This window comes from Microbacterium sorbitolivorans (genome assembly GCF_003327285.1).
Classification (GTDB): Bacteria; Actinomycetota; Actinomycetes; order Actinomycetales; family Microbacteriaceae; genus Microbacterium; species Microbacterium sorbitolivorans.
The window spans coordinates 288,830-308,020 of the sequence record NZ_KZ848474.1; the positions used below are offsets into that span (position 1 = coordinate 288,830).

Sequence of the window (19,191 nt, forward strand, 5' to 3'; positions counted from 1 at the left end):
GGGACTACTTGCCTTCTTCGTTGTTCCGATCGAGCGGCAGCAGAAGCACGTCGGTCGGGGGAACCTGCAGCGCGGCCGTCGTGGGTTCGGGCACGCGGTATTCGCTGAGCGCCTCGATGAGGCTCTCGATCGTGCGCTCGGGCGCGATCACGCGAATCGGGAGATTGATGTCGCGCGAGTCCTGCGCCGTGCGCGGGCCGATCGCGGCGATGACCGTCTGATCCGGGATCGACGGGAACTGCGCGCGCACCTGCTCGGCAACGGATCCGCTGGTCACGAGGATCGCATTGATGCGGCCGTTGTTGACGTCGCGCTCGGCGCGCTCGGTCGCGGGCACGCCGACCGTGCGGTAGGCGACGACGGCGGTCACGTCGTGACCGGCGTCGGCGAGGCGCACCGACAGCTCGGGCTTCGCGAGCTCGGAGCGCAGGCTCAGAACCTTCACCGGCTCCTTCTCGAGCCCGATCATCGCGAGCGCGACCCCGGTCGCCGAGTTGTCGGCCTCGGGGACGAGGTCGACGGGGTATCCGACGGCCGCGAGCGCCGCGGCGGTCGTCTCACCGACGGCGGCGACCTTGGTCGTCGCGGGGATCTTCGCGCCGTACGCGTGCAGCACATCGACCGTCGTCGCGCTCGTGACGGTCAGCCAGTCGTAGCGGCCGATCGAGAGCTCGGCGATGACGCGCTCGAGCTCGGAACTGTCCTCGGGAGGAGCGAAGTTGATGAGCGGCGAAACGACCGGAATGGCTCCCTTGTTGCGCAGAAGCGCCGCGGCGTTGTCGCCCCAGGGGCCGCCGCGGGGAACGAGAACTCGCCAACCGGTAAGCGGTTTATCGGCCTTGACGTCCTTCGTCATGTAGTGGGGGCTGCCTCTCTTGTCACAATGTCAGCCGCCCCGTTTTCGAGCAGCCGACGCGCGAGACCGTCTCCGATCTCCCGTGCTCGAACCAGAAGATCCGAGCTGCCGGCAGCTGCACCGCTGCCACGTGCCTGAATATACCCTTCAATCAGGGATTCGAATGCCGCAATGGGCTCCGAGTGGTCGAGTGTGACGTCTTCGTGATGATCGGCACCGTACACATCGACCCGCACGTGCACGTGCGAATCGCTCGTCCAGGCGTGCGCTCCGACGGGTGCGTGGCAGCCCGCCTCGATGCCGCCGAGGATGGCGCGCTCGAGCGTCACGGCGAAGCGCGTGAGCGGCGCGTCGAGCTCGCCGATCCAGGCGAGCAGCTGCGGATCCGCGTCTGCGGCGGTCTCGACCGCCAACGACGCCTGCCCGGCGGCGGTCGGCCAGCCCGGCAGGTTCTGCGCCTCGACATACAGGCCGGCGACCGTCGGGGTCTCGCCGCCGTCGGCGTCGACGCGCGTCAGGCCCGCGGCGGCGAGCACGACGGCGTCGAGCGTGCTGTCGCGCACCTGCTGCATGCGCGAGTCGATGTTGCCACGGATGTCGACGACATCGACACCCGGGTTCGCGCGCAGCACCTGCGCGACGCGGCGCGGGGATCCGGTCCCCACCCGGGATCCCTTCGGCAGCTCCGCGAGCGGGGTGCCGTCGCGCGTGATGACGACGTCGCGCGGGTCGACGCGCGCCGGCGTGGCCGCGATGATCAGGCCGGGGGCCTGCTCGACCGGCAGGTCCTTCAGCGAGTGCACGAGCAGATCGCACTCGCCCGCGAGCAGGGCTTCGCGGAGGCTCGTCGCGAACACTCCGGCGCCGCCGAGCGACGCGAGCGACGCGCGGTTGGTGTCGCCCTCCGAGGTGATCTGCACGAGCTCGACGGGGCGTCCGGAGACGCGCTCGAGCTCGCGGGCGACGAGGCCCGACTGGGCGACCGCGAGGCGACTGCGGCGGGTGCCGAGGCGGATCGGCTGCGTGGCATTCATCGTCGTTACCGCACGACCTCGGCAACGTCGGCGACAGAAATGAGGCGGCCCGTGTGGAAGGGCAGCTCGTCGCGCACGTGCAGGCGGGCGTCGGTGTAGCGCAGGTCTCGCATCATGTCGACGAGATCGGTCAGCACGTCCGACTCCATCGGGAGCATCCACTCGTAGTCGCCGAGCGCGAACGCCGGCATCGTGTTGGCGACGACACTCTTGTACGCGGCGCCCTTGCGGCCGTGGTCGGCGAGCATCTTGCTGCGCTCTTCGCCGGGAAGCAGGTACCAGTCGTAGCTGCGCACGAACGGGTACACCACGAGCCACTCGCGGGCGTGCTCGCCGCGGAGGTAGCCGGGAACGTGCGACTTGTTGAACTCGCTGTCGCGGTGCACGGCCATGCCGCTCCAGCTGATGACGAGGTTCTCGAGCAGCGCGGTGCGGCGCAGGCGGCGCACGGCGGCCTGCAGGTCTTCCGCGACGGCGCCGTGGAGCCAGACCATGAGGTCGGCGTCGGCGCGCATCGCGCTGACGTCGTAGAAGCCGCGAACCGTCACGCCCTGCGCGGCGAGCTCGTCGACGGCGGCCTGAAGTTCGGCGCTGTCGTCACTCGTCACGGGGTTCTGCGGCTGGCGACGCCAGACGGTCCACAGGCTGTAGTTGTCACCGGAGGGAGCTTCGAAATCTGACATACCCCCATCATCCTCCGGACAGCTGACAACGGCCAATCGGAGCGCTCAGGCTGGTTGGGTCGCCAAAAAATGCCGGGTCGCGTACGCGACACCCGGCATTTTTTGGCGACCCAATCTGCGGCGGAACGCCGCACGCGCGGGAACCGCGCCAATAAACACAGCGCCGCGGCCCGCTCTCTCCGAGCGGGCCGCGGCGCTTCTAGCGGGAGATGCTCCGCGCGATTCCCCACACCGCCGTACCGAGCGCGGCGGATCCGACGATGATGCCTGTGAGCGCCACGACGGGCTTCTTCTCGGCGATCGTGCGGGCCTTCGCGGCGATGCGGCTCGAGGCCTCGCTGATGCGCTTGGGGTAGTTGGCCTTGATCTCGATCGCGGCGAGCGCGGCCTTCAGCTCGGCGCGGGCGAGCTGCACCGGGTCGTTGATACCGCTGGGGACGACGGTCGGGGCGTGCTCAGAACTCATCCGAGAACTCCTTCACGATGGCGGCGTCGGCCTTGGCCGCGGCCCCGGGCGACTCGAGCTTCATGATGGCGCGCACGTGGCGCACGTATGCCCAGAGCCCGCACACGGCGATCATGACGACGCCGATGCCGAGCACGATGAGCGCCGAGGCCCAGAGCGGCATCCACAGGTCGAGCAGGATGATGAGGAACGCGAGGAACGCGGGCACGGTCCAGAACAGGAAGAACAGCGCGGCGATCGCGAAGATCAGCGTCCATCCGCCGTGCTTGACGAGCGTGCCGACGTACTTCTTGAGAGCCTCGAGCTCGGCCTTGACGAGGTTCTTCACCAGGTCCGGCACGTCACCGATCAGGGTGAAGAGGCTGTCGTCGGCGCGGTCGCGCAGGGGTGCCTTCTTCTGATCGGTCATTACTGGCCCTTGCTTTCCGGCGCCGTGCCCGTCTTCGACTGCACGAACTGCACGGCGGCGCCCGGCAGGCGCTTTGCCGCGGCCTTGACCTTGTCGACCTGCTTCTGCACGGGCGGCAGCTCCCAGATCTTCTCGGCCTGCTTCTTGATCTGCTCGTAGCGTGCGCGCCCGGCGCGCGTGCCGAGCACGTATCCGGCACCCAGGCCGATAACCAGCCCGATCTTTCCTCGCATGGGGATCCCCCTCGTCGTGTCGATCTTCGCTTGCACTACGTTACTGGTCGCGGAACAATACCGCGCGGCGAACCCGGTCTGTTTCTGTCTTGGCGTCGGGAACGACCTGCGCGAGCCCGGTGCCCGACAGCCACGCGCCGACGGCGCCGAGCGTCGGAACGGCACGGATCGCGTCGCGCGCCTTCTCGGTCTGCTCGCGGTGCCCGTGGGTCGCCGCGGGTTGCGATTGCTGGAATCGCTCGATCCGGGATCCGCGGATCGCCGCCGCGGGGATCTCGACCCCGAGCAGCTTCGAGGCCTGATCGCGGGCGAGCTCGGCCTGCTGGTCCGGGGCGAGCCCGTCGGTCGCCGGATCCTCGGCGATACTGCCGAACGAGACCCGCACGACGTGCGTTCCGTCGCCTGCGGCCTCCCGCACCCACGCCCACTTCGCGGTCGCGTGGGTGAGCGCCTTCGCGCGATGGGATCCGGGGACGGTGAGCACGCCCGTGCCGCGCGGCGCGGCGTCGAGGGCGGGCAGGTCGACGACGAGCGTGACGATCGCGACGGCGGGGCCGGCGACGGGCGGCGTCGCCGCGAGACCGGATCCGACGAGCGGCGCGAGCAGGCGCCGCGCGGGGGCCTCCTCGGTCGCGACGATGACGGCGTCGGCGTCGAGCGCGAGTGGGCCGGCTTCCTCGTCCTCGACGAGGTCGGTCACGACGCGCCACTCGGTGTCGTCGCCCGCGACGATCTCGGTGACGGCGACGCCCGTGCGCACCTCTCCCCCACGCTCGGCGATGTCGGCGGCGAGCGCCTCGACGAGGCGGCCCATGCCGCCGCGCAGGCCCTTGACGGCGCCTCCAGGGGCCGACTTGCGCTGCTCCTGCAGCTCGAGAACGGCGCCCGCGAGGGATCCGGTGCGGGTGAGCGCGACGTTGAGGCCGGGGGCCGCGATCGCGGGGTCGATGTCGTCGGCCGACGCCGAGTAGACGCCGCTTGTGACGGGCGCGATGAGGCGGTCCAACACCTTGGCGCCCATGCGCGAGCGCACGAGCTGGCCGAGCGAGGTCGCGTGCCCGATGCGCAGGTTCGGCCGCACGCGGTCGAGGTAGGCGCGCCACGCGCCGCCCCAGCCGATCACCCGGCGCACGTCCTCCGCGAACGGGTTCGAGGGGATCCCGAGGATCCCGCCCTTCGGCAGCGGCGCGGATCCGACGCCGGGGACGCCCGCGACCCACGCGCCCCCCGCGGAGTGGTCGGGCTCGACGACATCGCCCGAGAGCCCGAGCTCGTCGACGAGCGTCTGCACGTGCCCGCCGCGGGTCGCGAAGCTCTCCGCGCCGAGATCCAGGCGGATCCCCGCGACCTCGCCCGAGCGGATCGCGCCGCCCGCGACGCCCGCGGCCTCGAGAACCGTCACCCGGATCCCGAGCCGCGCCATCTCGCGCGCCGCGACGAGGCCCGAGACGCCCGCGCCGACGACGACGACGTGGCGCCCCGCCGCGCGCTCGGCGAGGCCGGCGATGTCGTATTGCGCGTCGCCGGTCACAGCGAGTGGACGAGCTCGACGATGCGGGTCAGCACGGCCGGATCCGTCTCCGGCGGCACGCCGTGGCCCAGGTTGACGACGTGGGCGCGGGCCGCGCGGCCGGACTCCACGACGTCGCGGACGTGGGTCTCGAGGACCTCCCACGGCGCCTGCAGCATGGCGGGGTCGATGTTGCCCTGCAGCGTCGTGTTCGGGCCGACGATCGCTGCAGCGTCGGCGAGCGAGGTGCGCCAGTCGACGCCCACGGCATCGGCGAGGCCGCCCAGCGCCATGTCGTCGAGGAACGGGCCGGTTCCGACGCCGAAGTGGATCCGCGGGACGCCCGCGACGGATCCGAGGGCGCGGGCCGAGTGCGGCTGCACGAAGGCGCGGTAATCGGCGCGCGAGAGCGAGCCGGCCCACGAGTCGAAGAGCTGGATCGCCTGCGCGCCCGCCTCGACCTGGATGCCGAGGAACGCCGCCGAAATCTCGGCGAGCCAGCCGGCGAGGCGGTTCCACGATTCCGGATCCGAGTGCATCATCGCGCGGGCCCGCATGTGCTCCTTCGACGGGCCGCCCTCGACGAGGTAGGCCGCGAGCGTGAAGGGCGCGCCGGCGAAGCCGATGAGCGGGGTGCCGCGGCCGTAGAGCTCCTCGGTCGTGATGCGCACGGCCTCGCGGATCGGCTCGGACGCGTCGATGACCGCCGACGCCGGGATGCTCGTGATGCGGTCGACGTCGGCGGCGGTGCGCACGGGGTGTTCGAAGACCGGGCCGCGGCCCGGGACGATCTCGACCTCGATGCCGGCCATCTTGAGCGGCACGACGATGTCGCTGAAGAAGATCGCGGCGTCCACATCGTGGCGGCGCACGGGCTGCAGCGTGATCTCGGCGGCCATGTCGGGCGTCAGGCATGCGTCGAGCATGTGCGTTCCGACGCGCAGCTCGCGGTATTCGGGAAGCGAACGACCCGCCTGGCGCATGAACCAGATGGGCAGACGATCGGGACGCGTACCGCGCAGGGCGGCTACCAGGGGAGCTTCGTGGGCCATGACTCCATCATGGCACCTGCATCCGACGCGTTATCTGGCGGTCTGATCCCGCCACGGTTTCGCGGCCGCCTCATCGTCGCCCGTGAGCCAGCGCAACCAGCTATGCGCCGGATCCGACTCGAGGATAAACGCCCTCACGAGCAGCGTCAGCGGCACCGCGAGGATCGCGCCGAGGGGCCCGATCACGACGGTCCAGAACACGACCGAGAAGAAGCTCAGCGTGAGGGTAATGCCGACGGCGTCGCTCACGAACTTCGGCTGCACGAGCACCTGGAGCGTGACGTTCGCGACGATGTAGACCGCGATGACGATGAGCGACGTCACCCAGTCGTTGGTGACGAGCGAGATGAGCGCGGGCGGCACGAGACCCAGGATGAAGCCGACGTTCGGGATGAAGTTCGTGACGAACGACAGGATCCCCCACACGAGCGGTGCAGGGACGTCGAGGATGTAGAGCGCGATCGTGTCGACGACCGCGACGATGAGGCCGAAGACCGCGTTGACGACGAAGTAGCGGCGGACACCGGCGCAGTACGAGCGGATCCGGTCGAGCACGGGGCGCACCTGCGGGCCGAACGCATGCTCGGCCCGGGCATAGCGCGAGACGTCGACGCTCATGAAGATCACGTAGGCGAGCACGAAGAACAGCGCCGTCACGACGCTGATGACGCTACCCGAGAGCGACGTGGCGACGTCGATGAGGCGCGAGGTGTTCAGCATCGCCGAGATCTGCGTGCCGATCTCGGCGTCGACGCCCAGGTCGCGCAGCCACATATAGACCTGCTGCGTGAGGCGCGTGAGGTCGGGCATCAGCTCGGTCACGAGCCGCACGAACTCGGTGATCGCGAAGGCGAGCAGCGCCGCGAGCACGCCGAGGATCACGTATCCGAGCAGGATCACCGCCGTGGATCCGACCCAGCGCGGCGCGCCCCAGCGCGTGATCGCGGTGCCGAGCGGATAACAGATGATGACGATCACGGCGCCGATCGCGAGCGGGCCGATCACGTCGCGCGCCAGCCACATTCCGCCGAGCGCGATAACTGAGCAGGCCAGCACCACCAGAATGCGGATCGCGGGTGGCAGCGCGGCTACGCGACGAGGGGCGCGGTCGATGCTCATGGCCCCAATATAGAGCGGATCCATGACCGTTCAGACGAGATTAGGGTCACCTATCTTCTCTGGAATCATTCAGATCTGGCTTCGACACGCTGTAGAATAGTGAATTGTGCTGCTGTGTGTCTCTGCGAGTCATCAGACCGCTCCGTTCGAGGTGCTCGAACGTCTGAGCGGCCACACTGCGCCCCTCGCCCCGGCAATCGCCGAGCATCCGTCGGTCGCAGGTGCCGTCGTCGTCTCTACGTGTAACCGCGTCGAGGCATACGTCGACACCGCGTCCCCCGATGCCGCCGTCGCCGCTGCCCGAGTCGCGCTCTCCGAGGCGACGGGCGTTCCGCTCGCCGAGCTTCACGATTCGCAGATCGTCACGCAGGGCAAGCAGACGGTCGAGCACCTCTTCGCCGTCGCTTCCGGCCTCGAGTCGGTCGTCGTCGGCGAGGGCGAGATCGGCGGCCAGGTGCGCCGCTCCCTCGACGAGGCCCGCAAGCAGGGCACGACCACGAGCGAGCTCGAGCGCCTCTTCCAGCGCGCGACCGAGACGCAGAAGACCGTCAAGAACACCACCGCGCTCGGCCGCGCCGGCCGTTCGCTCGTGCGCCTCGCGCTCGAGCTCGCCGACAGCCGCATCGTCGATTGGTCTGAGCTCGACGTGCTGCTCGTCGGCACGGGCGCCTACGCCGCCGCGACCCTCGCGGCGCTGCGCGACCGCGGCGTGCGCGACGTGACGGTCTACTCGCCGTCGAGCCGCCGCCAGTTCGCCACCAAGCACGGCCTCACGCAGGTCTTCGGCGAGGAAGACTTCGCCTACGCCGCCGCGGGCGCCGACATGGTCGTCACCTGCACCTCGCGCGAGGAGCCGGTGCTGTCGGCGCAGACCCTGCGCGACGGCGACTACTCCGGATCCTCGTTCGTCATCGACCTCGGCCTGCCCCGCAACGTGCACCCCGACGTCGCGACCGTGCCGGGCGTGACGCTGCTCGACCTCGAGACCATCCGCGTGCACGCCCCCCTCGAGGAGCTGCAGGCGACCGACGCCGCCCGCGAGATCGTGCGCGACGCCACCGCGAAGTTCGTCGGCGAGACCCGCGAGCAGAGCGCCCAGCCCGCCGTCGTCGCGCTGCGCAAGCATGTCTTCAGCGTGCTCGAGCGCGAGCTCGAGCGCGGCGGATCCGACGAGGTTGCGGAGGCCCTCCGCCACTTCACCGGCATGCTGCTGCACACCCCGACCGTCCGCGCGAAGGACGCCGCCGGATCCGGCGATGCCGAATCGGTCTTCGCCGCCGTCGAGACCCTGTTCGGGATCGACGCGCGGCCCGCGGCTGCCGCCGCACCCGCGGAGTGCCCGGTCCACAAGCTGGCGTGAGGGGCGGGGCGCCCTGCGGCCCTGGGCCCTGGGCTGTGCGGCCCTGCGGCCCGCAACTGCGGAATTGACCCCGATCTGCGGACCCACCTGCCCCTTTCTTCCGCAGTAAGGGACCACCTCCGCACTTCGGCGCCAGAAGCCCCGCTGAGGCTTGCTGCACCGCGGCTGTCAGGAGCACCGCACTGCAGCACACACCACCGGGGTCATCACCTCATGCCCCACCCCTGACCCGCAAGTGCGGAGATGGCCCGCAATTACGGATCCAGGTGGCATCCCCTTCCGCAGGATGGGGCCATCTCCGCACTTCGGGACCAGGGACACTCAGCCCGCAAGTACGGAGATGAGCCCTAAGTGCGGAGGCACGAGGCACATTCCTCCGCAGTAAGGGACCAACTCCGCAATTCCGGGCCAAGAGGGAAAGGGGTGCCCGGCCTGAAGTACGCCGAGCGCTAACTACGGGGATGACCCGTAAGTGCGGAAGCACAAGCCCCTGCCTTCCGCAGTTCGGGACCACCTCCGCACTTCGGGGCCACTCGGGCACAGGTGTGCCCGACGCCAGCGCGCGCCGAGCCCCAACTGCGGAGGTGACCCCCAGCTGCGGAGGCACAGGGCACATTCCTCCGTATTAAGGGGCCACTTCCGCAATTGCAGACCGCGCCTACACTGGGCAAATGAGTCGTATTGCCACATTTTGGGCCGCCGCGCGGGCGGCGGCGCCGGAGCTGCCGGAGGATCCGCCCGCAGCCGATCGCATCTGGGGATTCGGCGCGACGCCCGAGCATGCCGATAGCCTGCTCGCGCTCGTGCTCGCGGGCGTGAAGACGGGCACCGCGAGCTATCTGTGGGAGTACGAGGCGGAGGGCGAACCCCTCCCCGCCGCCGGAGAATACGACATCATTCTCGACGGATCCGGGCACCCGCGGGCGGTCACCGTCACCAATTCCGTCGAGGTCGTGCCGTTCGACGAGGTCACGGACGAGCATGCCCGCGCGGAGGGCGAGGACGACCGCAGCCTCGAGTCGTGGCGCCGCATCCACCGCGACTTCTACGAGCAGCATGTCGACCTCGCCCGCCCCTTCGCGAGCGACATGCCGATGGTGTGCGAGCGCTTCCGCGTGGTGTTCGCGGGATAGCCCATGGACGAGACCTTCGCCGATGTCACGCCCGCCGCGCGCCGGCGCGACGCCGTCACGCTGCTGGCGATGATGCGCGAGATCACGGGCAGGGATCCGGTGGTCGACCGCGGGATCGTCGGCTTCGGCACGTACCACTACCGCTATGCGTCCGGGCGCGAGGGCGATGCGCCGGCGGCGGCCTTCGCGCCGCGGAAAGCGGCCATGTCGATCTACCTGGCCGATGGGATCGACGCGCACGCGGAGGCGCTCGCGGGGCTCGGCCCCCACACCTCGGGCGTCGGATGCCTCTACGTCAAAGACCTTGAGGCCTGCGACCTCGACGTGCTGCGCGGGGTCATCGAGCGCTCATACCGCACGGCGATCGCCGGAATCACGGCGAACCCGGCGCGCGAGTAAGACCCGATCGACGCCCGCGGCGAGCGCGACGCCCACCGCGTAGAAGACGAGGTCGGTCCACGCGAAGCCGGATCCGAAGACCAGCGTCCACGGCGATCCCCACGCCGCCGGCCACCCCGTCAGCTGAAAGAATTCAACGCCGACGCACCAGGCGAGGGCGAGGATCCACGCCCCGCGGCGCAGCGCGAACGCCGCGAGCAGGTAGATCAGGATCGCGTAGAGCGCGTCGCCCGCGGCGTCGGCCGCGAAGCCGGATCCGATCGCATGCACGCCGAGCCCGACCGTGATCGTGACGATCGCGGCGGCGGCGAGCAGGATCCGGCGCATGGGGCGAGGGTAGCGCGCGGTCCTGGCGTCTGCCCGGGGCCCGGCCTCACTCCCCCGACGCCGCCGTGTACGTCTCGTACATGCTGACGCGCGTCGTCGTGTCCTCGACCGCGATCGACGTGATGATGCCGTTCTCGAGGGTGTAGGTGCCGAACTCGTCGTCCTGGTTCGCGAGCCCGGGGGCCGAGAAGCTGATGAGCATGCCCGAAGCGTCGGCGAAGCCGTACTGCTGCACGCCCGGCGCGAGCTTGTAGGTGACGGTCCCGCCGGGGAACGCCTCGCTCGCCGCGACGGCGGTGTCGCCGATGCGCACCCCGCCCGCCGTCGGCAGGGCGCTGCCGTCCGGATCCGCGACCTCGGCCGAGTAGTCGTAGTCGGCCTGCACCGTGACGGCGCTCACGCGGTCGTCGGTGAAGGTGATCCCGAGGGTGCCGCCGTCGACCTGCTGCGACCAGGAGGTCTGGTTGGCATTGACGAAGTAGTTTTCGCCCTCGACGGGCTCGTCGAGCCAGTCGACGGCCGCCTGCACGTCGTCGATGGTGTCGCCGATGCGGATCGGGCCGATGCCGCCGGATCCGGCCTGCCAGTCGGCGAGCGGAGTGGCGCCGTCGGCGGCCGGGGCGGCGGGCAGCGACGCGGCGCCGACCGTGAGCTCGCCGATCGCGCTCTCGAGCGCGTCGGCGACGGACGTCGCAATCGCCTGCGGATCCGCGCCGTCCTCGGCGGGCACCGAGATGCTCACGAGGGCGTTGCCGGCGCGAGCCTGCACCTGGAGACTAGCGGTGGCGCCGTCGCCACCCGCGAGCGTGCCGACAATAACGTCGACGTTGTCGCGCGTCTCCTCCGCGCCCGGCGTCCACTCGTAGACGATGTCGGTGATGTCCTCGCGAGGCGTGAAGGTCGTGCAGCTCTCGCTGGCGGCGTGGAACCACTCGAGGCTGTCCTCGGCCTGCCGGATGCTCGGCGCCTGCACCGCGTACTCCGAGCCGTAGCGGGCTTCGGCGTCGGTGCCCGTCCAGGCGGTGCTGCGCACCCCGACCGTGAGCGCCCAGTCGGAGCTCCACAGGAGCGGCATGCACGTGGCCGGGTCGCCGATCTGGCCCTCGGTCTCGCCGACGGAGGGGTCGTAGTCGCTCACCTCGCCGACGCCCGTGACGCTCGGAAAAATGGCGGCGACCTGGTCGGCATCGAGGATCACCTTTTCGAGATCGTCACCCACGAAAACGGGTGCGATCTCGGGATCCGGGGTTTCGGTTTCGACCGGATCCGCGGATGCGGTTTCGGACGGATCCGTCGCGGTCGGATCCGGATCCGGGTCGGCGGCCGGCGCCGACGAATCGCACCCAGCCGCGGCCAAACCGACGAGGGCGACGACGCCCACGAACCAAGCGGAATTACGTGACATAGCCAGCTCCCCACTCGCCGGAGCGCCAAGTCGCGCTCCTGTCACGTCACACGATATCCACTGCGATGCGGCGCCGGAAGAGGCGAGGGCGGGGAATCCGGCCCGCGCGCCTAGAATGGAAGGAATCTTGCCCCACTGACTCATGGAGCTCACGCGTGACTACCGAACACGTCGCCGACACTGTCGAGAACGCCGCCGCAACGCCGGACAAGGAGCAGCCGTACGGCGCTCTGGGCCTGAAGCCCGACGAGTACGAGCAGATCCGCGAGATCCTCGGCCGCCGCCCCACGTCGGGCGAGCTGGCCATGTACTCGGTCATGTGGAGCGAGCACTGCTCCTACAAGAGCTCGAAGAAGTACCTGCGCCGCTTCGGCGACAAGGTGACCGATGAGATGAAGGAACGTCTCATGGTCGGCATGGGCCAGAACGCCGGCGTCGTCGACGTGGGCGAGGGCTGGGCCGTCACCTTCAAGGTCGAGTCGCACAACCACCCCTCGTACATCGAGCCGTTCCAGGGCGCCGCGACCGGCGTCGGCGGCATCGTCCGCGACATCATCTCGATGGGCGCGCGCCCCGTCGCCGTCATGGACCAGCTGCGCTTCGGCGCGATCGATGACCCCGACACGGCCCGCGTCGTGCACGGCGTGGTCTCGGGCATCTCGTCGTACGGCAATTGCCTCGGCCTGCCGAACATCGGCGGCGAGACGGTCTTCGACGCCGTCTACCAGGCGAACCCCCTCGTCAACGCCCTCGCGGTCGGCGTCATGCGCCACGAGGACATCCGCCTCGCGAACGCGACCGGCGCCGGCAACAAGGTCGTGCTCTTCGGTGCGCGCACGGGTGGCGACGGCATCGGCGGCGCGTCGATCCTCGCGTCCGACTCGTTCAGCGACGGCGGCCCGACTAAGCGCCCGGCCGTTCAGGTCGGCGACCCCTTCGCCGAGAAGGTGCTCATCGAGTGCTGCCTCGAGCTCTACAAGGACGAGCTCGTCGAGGCGATCCAGGACCTCGGCGCGGCCGGCATCTCGTGCGCGACGAGCGAGCTCGCCGCGAACGGCGGATCCGGTATGAACGTCGAGCTCACCAACGTCCTGCTGCGCGACCCCTCACTCACCGCCGAGGAAATCCTCATGAGCGAGTCGCAGGAGCGCATGATGGCGATCGTGACGCCCGAGAAGCTCGACGCCTTCATGGCCGTCGTGAACAAGTGGGACGTCGAGACGAGCGTGCTCGGCGAGGTCACGGGCGACGGCCGCCTCATCATCACGTGGGAGGGCGAGGTCATCGTCGACGTGGATCCCTCGACCGTCGCGGTCGACGGCCCGGTCTACGACCGCCCCGTCGCGTACCCGACCTGGATCGACGCGCTGCAGGCCGACTCGGCCGCGAAGCTCCCGCGCATCTCGAAGCCGGAAGAGGCCGCCGAGCAGTTCGAGAAGCTCATCAAGAGCCCGAACCTCGCCGACACCAGCTGGATCACGAACCAGTACGACTACTACGTGCTCGGCAACACGGCGCTGTCGTTCCCGGACGACGCGGGCATGATCCGCGTCGACGAGGAGTCGGGCCTCGGCTTCTCGATCGCGACCGACGCCAACGGCCGCTACTGCCAGCTCGACCCGTTCGCGGGCGCGCAGCTCGCCCTCGCCGAGGCGTACCGCAACGTCGCCGTCACGGGCGCCGTGCCCACGGCCGTCACCGACTGCCTGAACTTCGGTAGCCCCGAGAACCCCGAGGTTATGTGGCAGTTCGAGCGGGCCGTCGACGGCCTGTCGGACGCCTGCATGGAGCTCGGCGTTCCGGTCACCGGCGGCAACGTGTCGTTCTACAACCAGACGGGCGAGACCCCGATCCACCCGACGCCCGTCGTTGGCGTGCTCGGCATCATGGACGACGTCTCGCGCCGTATCCCGAGCGGATGGCAGGACGCGGGCGAGAACATCTACCTCCTCGGCACCACCGCCGATGAGCTCGATGGCTCGGCCTGGGCCGACGTCATCCACAGCCACCTCGGCGGCCTGCCCCCGAAGGTCGACCTCGCGGGCGAGAAGCGACTCGCGGGCCTGCTGCAGGGCGCGCGCGACGAGTGGATGGTCTCGAGCGCTCACGACCTGTCGGAGGGTGGCCTCGCGCTCGCCCTCGCCGAGGGAGTCATGCGCTTCGGCGTCGGCGCCCGCGTGTGGCTCAACGAGCTGATGAGTCGCGATGGCCTCGACCTGACGGCGGCTCTGTTCTCGGAGTCGACGGGTCGCGTCATCGTCACGGTTCCCCGCGAGGAGGACGTGAAGTTCCGCGGTCTCTGCGAGGGTCGCGGCTACCCGGTGCTGCGCATCGGCGTGACCGACACCGAGCCCGTCCTCGAGATCCAGGACGTCTTCTCGTACACGGCCGCCGAGCTCCGCGCCATGTCGACCGAGACGCTGCCGAAGTACTTTGGCGAGACGGTCGTGGAGCCCGCGTGAGCGACCCCTCCTACGAAGGCATTTCCGACGAAGACTACGGCCGCCTCACGCGCCGCAATCGCCGGATCCGCGGAATAGCCTGGATCGTCGTCGCCGCCCTGATCGTGGGCGGCGGCGGATCCACGATCCTCCTCGCCCTCTTCGGCTGATAAGAGCGCCGGACCCCTTTCGGGATCCGGCGCTCTTCCCTTCAATGGGTCGCCAAAAAATGTCGCCGCAACTGCGTTGCAGGCGACATTTTTTGGCGACCCATTGGGGTCCGGGGTTGACACCGCCCCACTTGCATGGTTAGTTAGTTGAGTAACGAACCACCACACCTCAGGAGGACGCATGGACGAGAGCAAGCCGCTCTTCGTGCAGATCGCCGAAATGGTCGAAGATCAGATCGTCGACGGCACGCTCCGGGAGGAAGACAAGGCGCCGTCGACGAACGAGATCGCGGCGTTCGCACGCATCAACCCGGCCACCGCCGCCAAGGGAGTGAACATGCTGGTTGACAACGGGATCCTGTACAAGCGCCGCGGCATCGGCATGTTCGTCGCCCCCGGCGCCCGCGACAAGGTGCTCGGCGAGCGCAAGGCTGCCTTCGCCGATACCTATGTCGCCCCTCTCATCGCGGAGGCCCGGAAGCTCGGGCTTTCCGCCGACGATGTCGCGCAGCTCATCAGCGAGCGCGCGGCCCAGACTTCCGAGCTTCGAACGAAGGACAACTGATGGACACCGTCATCCAGGTCCGCGACCTCACCAAGACCTACAAGGACACCGCCGCGCTCGACGGCGTCAGCTTCGACATCGAGCGGAACACGATCTATGGCTTCCTCGGCCGCAACGGCGCGGGGAAGACGACCGCGATGTCGATCCTGACGGCGCAGAACTTCGCGACGAGCGGATCCGTGCGGGTCTTCGGCGAGGATCCGTATGAGAACCCGCGCGTTCTGAGCCGCATGTGCTTCGTGCGCGAGAGTCAGAAGTACCCGGACGAGGCAACGGCGCGCAGCGCGTTCCGTTCGGCCGCGATGTTCTTCCCGAACTGGGATCAGGACCTGTGCGAGCGGCTGATCGCCGACTTCCAGGTGCCGCTCAAGACGGTCGTCAAGAAGCTCTCGCGCGGCCAGCTCTCGGCCGTCGGCGTGATCATCGGCCTCGCGTCGCGGGCGGAGATCACGTTCTTCGACGAGCCGTACCTCGGCCTCGACGCCGTGGCCCGCCAGATCTTCTACGACCGCCTGCTGGAGGACTACGCGGAGCACCCGCGCACCATCATCCTCTCGAGTCACCTCATCGACGAGATCTCGCACCTGATCGAGCGGGTGATCGTGATCGATGCGGGGCGAATCATCATGGATCAGTCGGCGGAGGAGGCGCGCGAGCGCGCGACGAACGTCGTCGGCGACGCCGAGGCGGTCGAGTCCCTCGTCGCGGGCCGCGAGGTGCTGCACCGCGAGGGCCTGGGCCGCGTCGCGAGCGTCACCTTCCTCGGCACCCTGACTGAAGACGAGCGCCGCGCGGTCGAGGCGTCGGGCCTCGAGCTGGCGCCGGTTCCGCTCCAGCAGCTGATCGTGCGCCTCACCCAGCACCAGAACACCAGCGAGACAGAAGGAGCCCTGCGATGACCACCGCAACGGCCGCCCCGCGGCCCCTCACCAACCGCACGCTGGGCGTCGTGCGCCTGCAGCTCATCAACACCCAGTCGCTCGTCTGGGTCCCCCTCATCGTCCTGGCGGGCGCCGTGGCGATATCGCTCATGATCATCCCGCTCATCCCCTTCGAGAGCACACGCATCGTCGGCTCCGCGCAGGCGCCGCTGTGGTACTTCGTCGCGCTCGGAGTGCAGGCGATGACGCTCGCGTTCCCGTTCTCGCAGGCCATGAGCATCACGCGGCGCGAGTTCTTCGTGGGGACGCTGATCCTGGGGGTGATCGCGAGCGCCATGATGGCGTCGATCTTCATCCTGCTCGCAGGCTTCGAGGTGCTCAGCGACGGCTACTGGATGAACGGGCACATCGCGTATCTGCCCTATCTCTTCGAATCGGGATGGATCGTCGGCTGGCTCATCTACTTCACCGTGACGATGTTCCTCTTCGTCATCGGGTTCTGGATGGCCACGATCTGGAAGCGCTTCGGGACGTTCGCCGTCGTGTCGATCGGCGTCGCGCTGGCGTTGCTCGTCACCTTCGCGATCTTCCTCATCACGAAGATGCAGTGGTGGGTCGCGGTCGTCACCTGGTTCGTCGATATCGGCGTCCTCGGCGTGACCCTCGGCGGCCTCGCCCTCACGGCTGTCCTGGCGCTCGGCACCTACGCCACCCTCCGCCGGGCAACGGTCTGATACCCGATGGGCCCGCGGCGTCCTCGCGCCGCGGGCCCGTCGGCATAGGCTGGGGGTCATGGATGCGCTGTTCCACTTCCTCGGCAGCTACTGGTGGCTCCTGCTCGTCTTCGGCGGGGCGATCGGGAGCGGCTTCAGCGCGCTGGGCAGCTGGACGTCGAAGCAGCAGAAGCTCCGCCACAAGCGCAAGCTCGAGCTGATCGAGGCGAAGGCTCGGGCGAAGTCGCTGACGGCGTCGACGGATCCGGCGGCGATCGAGAAGGCCGACGCCGCGGATCGCGCGCGGCGGATCCAACGCCTCATGGACACGCACGACGAGGTGTCGCGGCGTTGGCTCGACTACGAGCTCGATGCGGCGAAACTCATCGCCTTCCCAACCATGAGCGACGGGCGGGACCCGCACACCGGCGCGTTCCTGCGCGCGAAGAAGGTCGCCGACTCGCTGCGCCCGGACTCGGCGAACGAGCGCGTGGACGCCGAGACCTACGCCGAGTACCGCGACGCCGTGCACGACTTCGAGGTCGCGTTCGACGTCGCGGAGCAGGAGGCGCGGCGCGTGCGCGCGAGCGGCTTCACGGAGGCCGAGCGCCAGCGCCTCGACCGCGCGCAGCACATGCTAAACGTGGCGGTCGACCAGTCGGCGACGGCCGCCGAACGCCAGACGGCGTACCGCCGCGTGCGCGAGGAGCTCGACGGCCTCATCGTGATCTCGAACGCGGCCGACGAGGAACTCCGCCGCCGCATCGCGGGCCACCTCGAGCGGTAGCGCTACCCCTTAGGTAGGGTCGCCAAAAAACGTCGCCTCGGGGCCCCGCGAGGCGACATTTTGTGGCGACCCAAAAGTGCGGAGCGAAGCGACCGCACGCCCACTCCCCACTCCCCGCGCATGCACTCGCACTCGCACCCTATTGTGCGGAGCGAAGCGACCGCACCCGCGGGCCCGCTGGCTCGGGCCTGGCGGGCGGATCCACGCAGTGGATCCGCGGGATTGCGGGCCCGCGGGTGCGGTCGCGTAGCGGCCAGGATCCGCTAGTTAGCCGGCGTTCTTCGCCTGCATGTGGTGGTGAATCACCTCGGCGACGACGAAGTTGAACCACTTCTCGGCGAACGCGGGATCGAGATCGGCGTCTTCGGCGAGCTGGCGGAGGCGCGCGGTCTGGCGCTCCTCGCGGGCGGGATCGCTCGCGGGCAGGTCGTGTGAGGCCTTGAGCGCGCCGACCTGCTTGGTGCAGCGGAACCGCTCGGCGAGCATATAGGTCAGCGCGGCGTCAATGTTGTCGATGCTGGCGCGCAGGCGGAGCAGCTCGGCCATCGGGTCGGAAGTCGCATCGGTCATGTCGAAATGCTATCTGGGTTCTTCGTTTGTCAGACGCGGCAGATAGCGTGGAAGTAGACGGAAGGGATCCGCATGACCGATCAGAACACCCCGCTCACCGAGGGCGAACTCCAGGTCGCGAACGGCATTATTGCGCGAGTTTCGGGCGCGTATGCCGCGAAGATGGTGGGGCAGGAACGCCTGCGCGCGAGCCTGTTGATCGCGCTGATCGCGGGCGGGCACATTCTGCTCGAGTCGGTCCCCGGTCTCGCGAAGACGACGGCGGCGCAGTCGCTCGCCGACACGGTCCAGGCGAGTTTCCGACGGATCCAGTGCACGCCCGATCTGCTTCCGAGCGACATCACGGGCACGCAGATTTACGACGCACAGGCGTCGTCGTTCCGCACGGTGCTGGGCCCCGTGCACTCGAACTTCGTGCTGCTCGACGAGATCAACCGCTCGAGCGCGAAGACGCAGTCGGCGATGCTCGAGGCGATGCAGGAACGCCAGACGACGATCGGCGGTGAGGTGCACGCGCTGCCGAAGCCATTCCTCGTGATCGCGACGCAGAACCCGATCGAGCAGGAGGGCACGTACGAGCTGCCCGAGGCGCAGCTCGACCGCTTCCTCTTGAAGGAGATCGTGTCGTACCCGAGCCCCGAGGAAGAGTTCGAGGTACTATCGCGCATCGACTCGGGCGTTCTGGATCCGGCGAAGCACCTCGCGCCGTCGGCGTCGCTCGCCGACGTCGAGACGCTGCAGCGCACGGCGGCGCGCGTGCACGTGAGCGACGCGATTCGCCGCTACATCGTGGGCCTCATGTACGTCACGCGCAACCCCGCGGGCTACATCGGCGAGGAGAACGCGCGCTACATCAAGTACGGCGCGAGCCCGCGCGGTTCGATCGCGTTCCTGCAGGCGACGCGCGCGTTCGCGCTCTTGCAGGGCCGCTCGCACGTGCTGCCGGAAGACGTGCGCTCGCTGCGCCATGTCATCCTGCGTCACCGCGTGCTGCTGACCTTCGAGGCCGAGGCCGACGGCGTGCGCAGCGAGGATCTCATCGACCAGATCTTCGCGGCGGTCCCGACCCCCTGATCTC

22 protein-coding genes are annotated in these 19,191 nt (G+C 69.2%); 10 read left to right on the forward strand and 12 right to left on the reverse strand.

Annotated features, from left to right (window positions below; all coding sequences use genetic code 11):
- Positions 1-4: 4 nt before the first annotated feature.
- From DTO57_RS07030 to DTO57_RS07070, 9 genes are all read right to left on the reverse strand, one after another.
- Entirely contained in the window at positions 5-856 is an 852-nt protein-coding gene (locus DTO57_RS07030) for a uroporphyrinogen-III synthase (RefSeq protein ID WP_114117514.1), read from the reverse strand.
- The gene (gene hemC / locus DTO57_RS07035; RefSeq protein ID WP_114117515.1) at positions 853-1,890 is read right to left on the reverse strand and encodes a hydroxymethylbilane synthase; all 1,038 of its coding nucleotides are present in this window, start codon (positions 1,888-1,890) and stop codon (positions 853-855) included. Before hemC ends, DTO57_RS07030 begins: the two co-directional genes overlap by 4 nt.
- A 5-nt stretch (positions 1,891-1,895) precedes the next feature.
- Positions 1,896-2,573, reverse strand: a complete 678-nt coding sequence (gene hemQ, locus DTO57_RS07040) for a hydrogen peroxide-dependent heme synthase (RefSeq protein WP_114117516.1) — start codon at positions 2,571-2,573, stop codon at positions 1,896-1,898.
- 199 nt (positions 2,574-2,772) lie between these two features.
- Positions 2,773-3,039 carry a hypothetical protein gene (locus DTO57_RS07045; RefSeq protein ID WP_114117517.1) on the reverse strand — a complete coding sequence of 89 codons (267 nt, stop codon included), beginning with the start codon at positions 3,037-3,039 and terminating at the stop codon, positions 2,773-2,775.
- Positions 3,029-3,448 (reverse strand): phage holin family protein, encoded by a 420-nt coding sequence (locus DTO57_RS07050; RefSeq protein ID WP_114117518.1) that lies wholly within the window; start codon positions 3,446-3,448, stop codon positions 3,029-3,031. The genes DTO57_RS07045 and DTO57_RS07050 overlap by 11 nt, the downstream gene beginning before the upstream one ends.
- Complete coding sequence (locus tag DTO57_RS07055; RefSeq protein ID WP_114117519.1) at positions 3,448-3,681, reverse strand: YtxH domain-containing protein; 234 nt, start codon at positions 3,679-3,681, stop codon at positions 3,448-3,450. The genes DTO57_RS07050 and DTO57_RS07055 overlap by 1 nt, the downstream gene beginning before the upstream one ends.
- A gap of 40 nt (positions 3,682-3,721) precedes the next feature.
- Positions 3,722-5,212, reverse strand: a complete 1,491-nt coding sequence (gene hemG, locus DTO57_RS07060) for a protoporphyrinogen oxidase (protein WP_114117520.1) — start codon at positions 5,210-5,212, stop codon at positions 3,722-3,724.
- Positions 5,209-6,243, reverse strand: a complete 1,035-nt coding sequence (gene hemE / locus DTO57_RS07065) for a uroporphyrinogen decarboxylase (protein WP_114117521.1) — start codon at positions 6,241-6,243, stop codon at positions 5,209-5,211. The genes hemG and hemE overlap by 4 nt, the downstream gene beginning before the upstream one ends.
- A gap of 30 nt (positions 6,244-6,273) precedes the next feature.
- Positions 6,274-7,362: an AI-2E family transporter gene (locus tag DTO57_RS07070; protein ID WP_162785695.1), complete on the reverse strand. Its 1,089-nt coding sequence runs from the start codon at positions 7,360-7,362 to the stop codon at positions 6,274-6,276.
- 106 nt (positions 7,363-7,468) lie between these two features.
- On the opposite strand from DTO57_RS07070, the gene DTO57_RS07075 reads away from it, so the two are divergent.
- From DTO57_RS07075 to DTO57_RS07085, 3 genes are all read left to right on the forward strand, one after another.
- On the forward strand, positions 7,469-8,722 hold the full coding sequence (locus DTO57_RS07075) for a glutamyl-tRNA reductase (protein ID WP_114117523.1): 1,254 nt from the start codon (positions 7,469-7,471) through the stop codon (positions 8,720-8,722).
- Positions 8,723-9,393: 671 nt separating this feature from the next.
- The gene (locus DTO57_RS07080; protein ID WP_114117524.1) at positions 9,394-9,855 is read left to right on the forward strand and encodes an ASCH domain-containing protein; all 462 of its coding nucleotides are present in this window, start codon (positions 9,394-9,396) and stop codon (positions 9,853-9,855) included.
- Between the two features lie 3 nt (positions 9,856-9,858).
- Complete coding sequence (locus tag DTO57_RS07085) at positions 9,859-10,254, forward strand: DUF1801 domain-containing protein (RefSeq protein ID WP_114117525.1); 396 nt, start codon at positions 9,859-9,861, stop codon at positions 10,252-10,254.
- Here the strand turns inward: DTO57_RS07085 and DTO57_RS07090 are convergent.
- On the reverse strand, positions 10,204-10,581 hold the full coding sequence (locus DTO57_RS07090; protein WP_114117526.1) for a DUF2809 domain-containing protein: 378 nt from the start codon (positions 10,579-10,581) through the stop codon (positions 10,204-10,206). The genes DTO57_RS07085 and DTO57_RS07090 overlap by 51 nt on opposite strands.
- A 46-nt stretch (positions 10,582-10,627) precedes the next feature.
- Positions 10,628-11,986: a hypothetical protein gene (locus DTO57_RS07095; protein ID WP_162785696.1), complete on the reverse strand. Its 1,359-nt coding sequence runs from the start codon at positions 11,984-11,986 to the stop codon at positions 10,628-10,630.
- Between the two features lie 155 nt (positions 11,987-12,141).
- Here DTO57_RS07095 and purL point away from each other — a divergent pair, with 155 nt between their 5' ends.
- The 6 genes from purL (at position 12,142) to DTO57_RS07120 (ending at position 17,543) form a co-directional block, all read left to right on the forward strand.
- A complete protein-coding gene (gene purL / locus DTO57_RS07100) occupies positions 12,142-14,448 on the forward strand; it encodes a phosphoribosylformylglycinamidine synthase subunit PurL (protein ID WP_229730463.1) in 2,307 nt (768 codons plus the stop codon).
- Positions 14,445-14,597, forward strand: coding sequence for a hypothetical protein (locus tag DTO57_RS14495; protein WP_187346607.1), 153 nt, complete (start codon positions 14,445-14,447; stop codon positions 14,595-14,597). The genes purL and DTO57_RS14495 overlap by 4 nt, the downstream gene beginning before the upstream one ends.
- Positions 14,598-14,778: 181 nt before the next feature.
- Positions 14,779-15,162: a GntR family transcriptional regulator gene (locus DTO57_RS07105; RefSeq protein WP_114117529.1), complete on the forward strand. Its 384-nt coding sequence runs from the start codon at positions 14,779-14,781 to the stop codon at positions 15,160-15,162.
- Entirely contained in the window at positions 15,162-16,061 is a 900-nt protein-coding gene (locus DTO57_RS07110) for an ABC transporter ATP-binding protein (protein WP_114117530.1), read from the forward strand. The genes DTO57_RS07105 and DTO57_RS07110 overlap by 1 nt, the downstream gene beginning before the upstream one ends.
- Entirely contained in the window at positions 16,058-16,777 is a 720-nt protein-coding gene (locus DTO57_RS07115) for a hypothetical protein (protein WP_114117531.1), read from the forward strand. The genes DTO57_RS07110 and DTO57_RS07115 overlap by 4 nt, the downstream gene beginning before the upstream one ends.
- A 58-nt stretch (positions 16,778-16,835) precedes the next feature.
- Positions 16,836-17,543 (forward strand): hypothetical protein, encoded by a 708-nt coding sequence (locus DTO57_RS07120; RefSeq protein WP_114117532.1) that lies wholly within the window; start codon positions 16,836-16,838, stop codon positions 17,541-17,543.
- 267 nt (positions 17,544-17,810) lie between these two features.
- On the opposite strand, the gene DTO57_RS07125 is transcribed toward DTO57_RS07120, so the two are convergent.
- A complete protein-coding gene (locus tag DTO57_RS07125) occupies positions 17,811-18,113 on the reverse strand; it encodes a chorismate mutase (protein ID WP_114117533.1) in 303 nt (100 codons plus the stop codon).
- A 72-nt stretch (positions 18,114-18,185) separates the two neighbouring features.
- Here DTO57_RS07125 and DTO57_RS07130 point away from each other — a divergent pair, with 72 nt between their 5' ends.
- Positions 18,186-19,187: an AAA family ATPase gene (locus tag DTO57_RS07130; RefSeq protein ID WP_114117534.1), complete on the forward strand. Its 1,002-nt coding sequence runs from the start codon at positions 18,186-18,188 to the stop codon at positions 19,185-19,187.
- Positions 19,188-19,191: the final 4 nt, after the last annotated feature.

Coding starts and splice junctions, on each gene's coding strand:
- DTO57_RS07030 (WP_114117514.1), bottom strand. CDS start 856: ATGACGAAGGACGTCAAGGCCGATAAACCGCTTACCGGTTGGCGAGTT.
- hemC (WP_114117515.1), bottom strand. CDS start 1,890: ATGAATGCCACGCAGCCGATCCGCCTCGGCACCCGCCGCAGTCGCCTC.
- DTO57_RS07110 (WP_114117530.1), top strand. CDS start 15,162: ATGGACACCGTCATCCAGGTCCGCGACCTCACCAAGACCTACAAGGAC.
- DTO57_RS07085 (WP_114117525.1), top strand. CDS start 9,859: ATGGACGAGACCTTCGCCGATGTCACGCCCGCCGCGCGCCGGCGCGAC.
- DTO57_RS07080 (WP_114117524.1), top strand. CDS start 9,394: ATGAGTCGTATTGCCACATTTTGGGCCGCCGCGCGGGCGGCGGCGCCG.
- DTO57_RS07055 (WP_114117519.1), bottom strand. CDS start 3,681: ATGCGAGGAAAGATCGGGCTGGTTATCGGCCTGGGTGCCGGATACGTG.
- hemQ (WP_114117516.1), bottom strand. CDS start 2,573: ATGTCAGATTTCGAAGCTCCCTCCGGTGACAACTACAGCCTGTGGACC.
- DTO57_RS07105 (WP_114117529.1), top strand. CDS start 14,779: ATGGACGAGAGCAAGCCGCTCTTCGTGCAGATCGCCGAAATGGTCGAA.
- DTO57_RS07045 (WP_114117517.1), bottom strand. CDS start 3,039: ATGAGTTCTGAGCACGCCCCGACCGTCGTCCCCAGCGGTATCAACGAC.
- DTO57_RS07125 (WP_114117533.1), bottom strand. CDS start 18,113: ATGACCGATGCGACTTCCGACCCGATGGCCGAGCTGCTCCGCCTGCGC.
- DTO57_RS07130 (WP_114117534.1), top strand. CDS start 18,186: ATGACCGATCAGAACACCCCGCTCACCGAGGGCGAACTCCAGGTCGCG.
- DTO57_RS07070 (WP_162785695.1), bottom strand. CDS start 7,362: ATGAGCATCGACCGCGCCCCTCGTCGCGTAGCCGCGCTGCCACCCGCG.
- DTO57_RS07120 (WP_114117532.1), top strand. CDS start 16,836: ATGGATGCGCTGTTCCACTTCCTCGGCAGCTACTGGTGGCTCCTGCTC.
- DTO57_RS07115 (WP_114117531.1), top strand. CDS start 16,058: ATGACCACCGCAACGGCCGCCCCGCGGCCCCTCACCAACCGCACGCTG.
- hemE (WP_114117521.1), bottom strand. CDS start 6,243: ATGGCCCACGAAGCTCCCCTGGTAGCCGCCCTGCGCGGTACGCGTCCC.
- DTO57_RS07095 (WP_162785696.1), bottom strand. CDS start 11,986: ATGTCACGTAATTCCGCTTGGTTCGTGGGCGTCGTCGCCCTCGTCGGT.
- DTO57_RS07090 (WP_114117526.1), bottom strand. CDS start 10,581: ATGCGCCGGATCCTGCTCGCCGCCGCCGCGATCGTCACGATCACGGTC.
- DTO57_RS07050 (WP_114117518.1), bottom strand. CDS start 3,448: ATGACCGATCAGAAGAAGGCACCCCTGCGCGACCGCGCCGACGACAGC.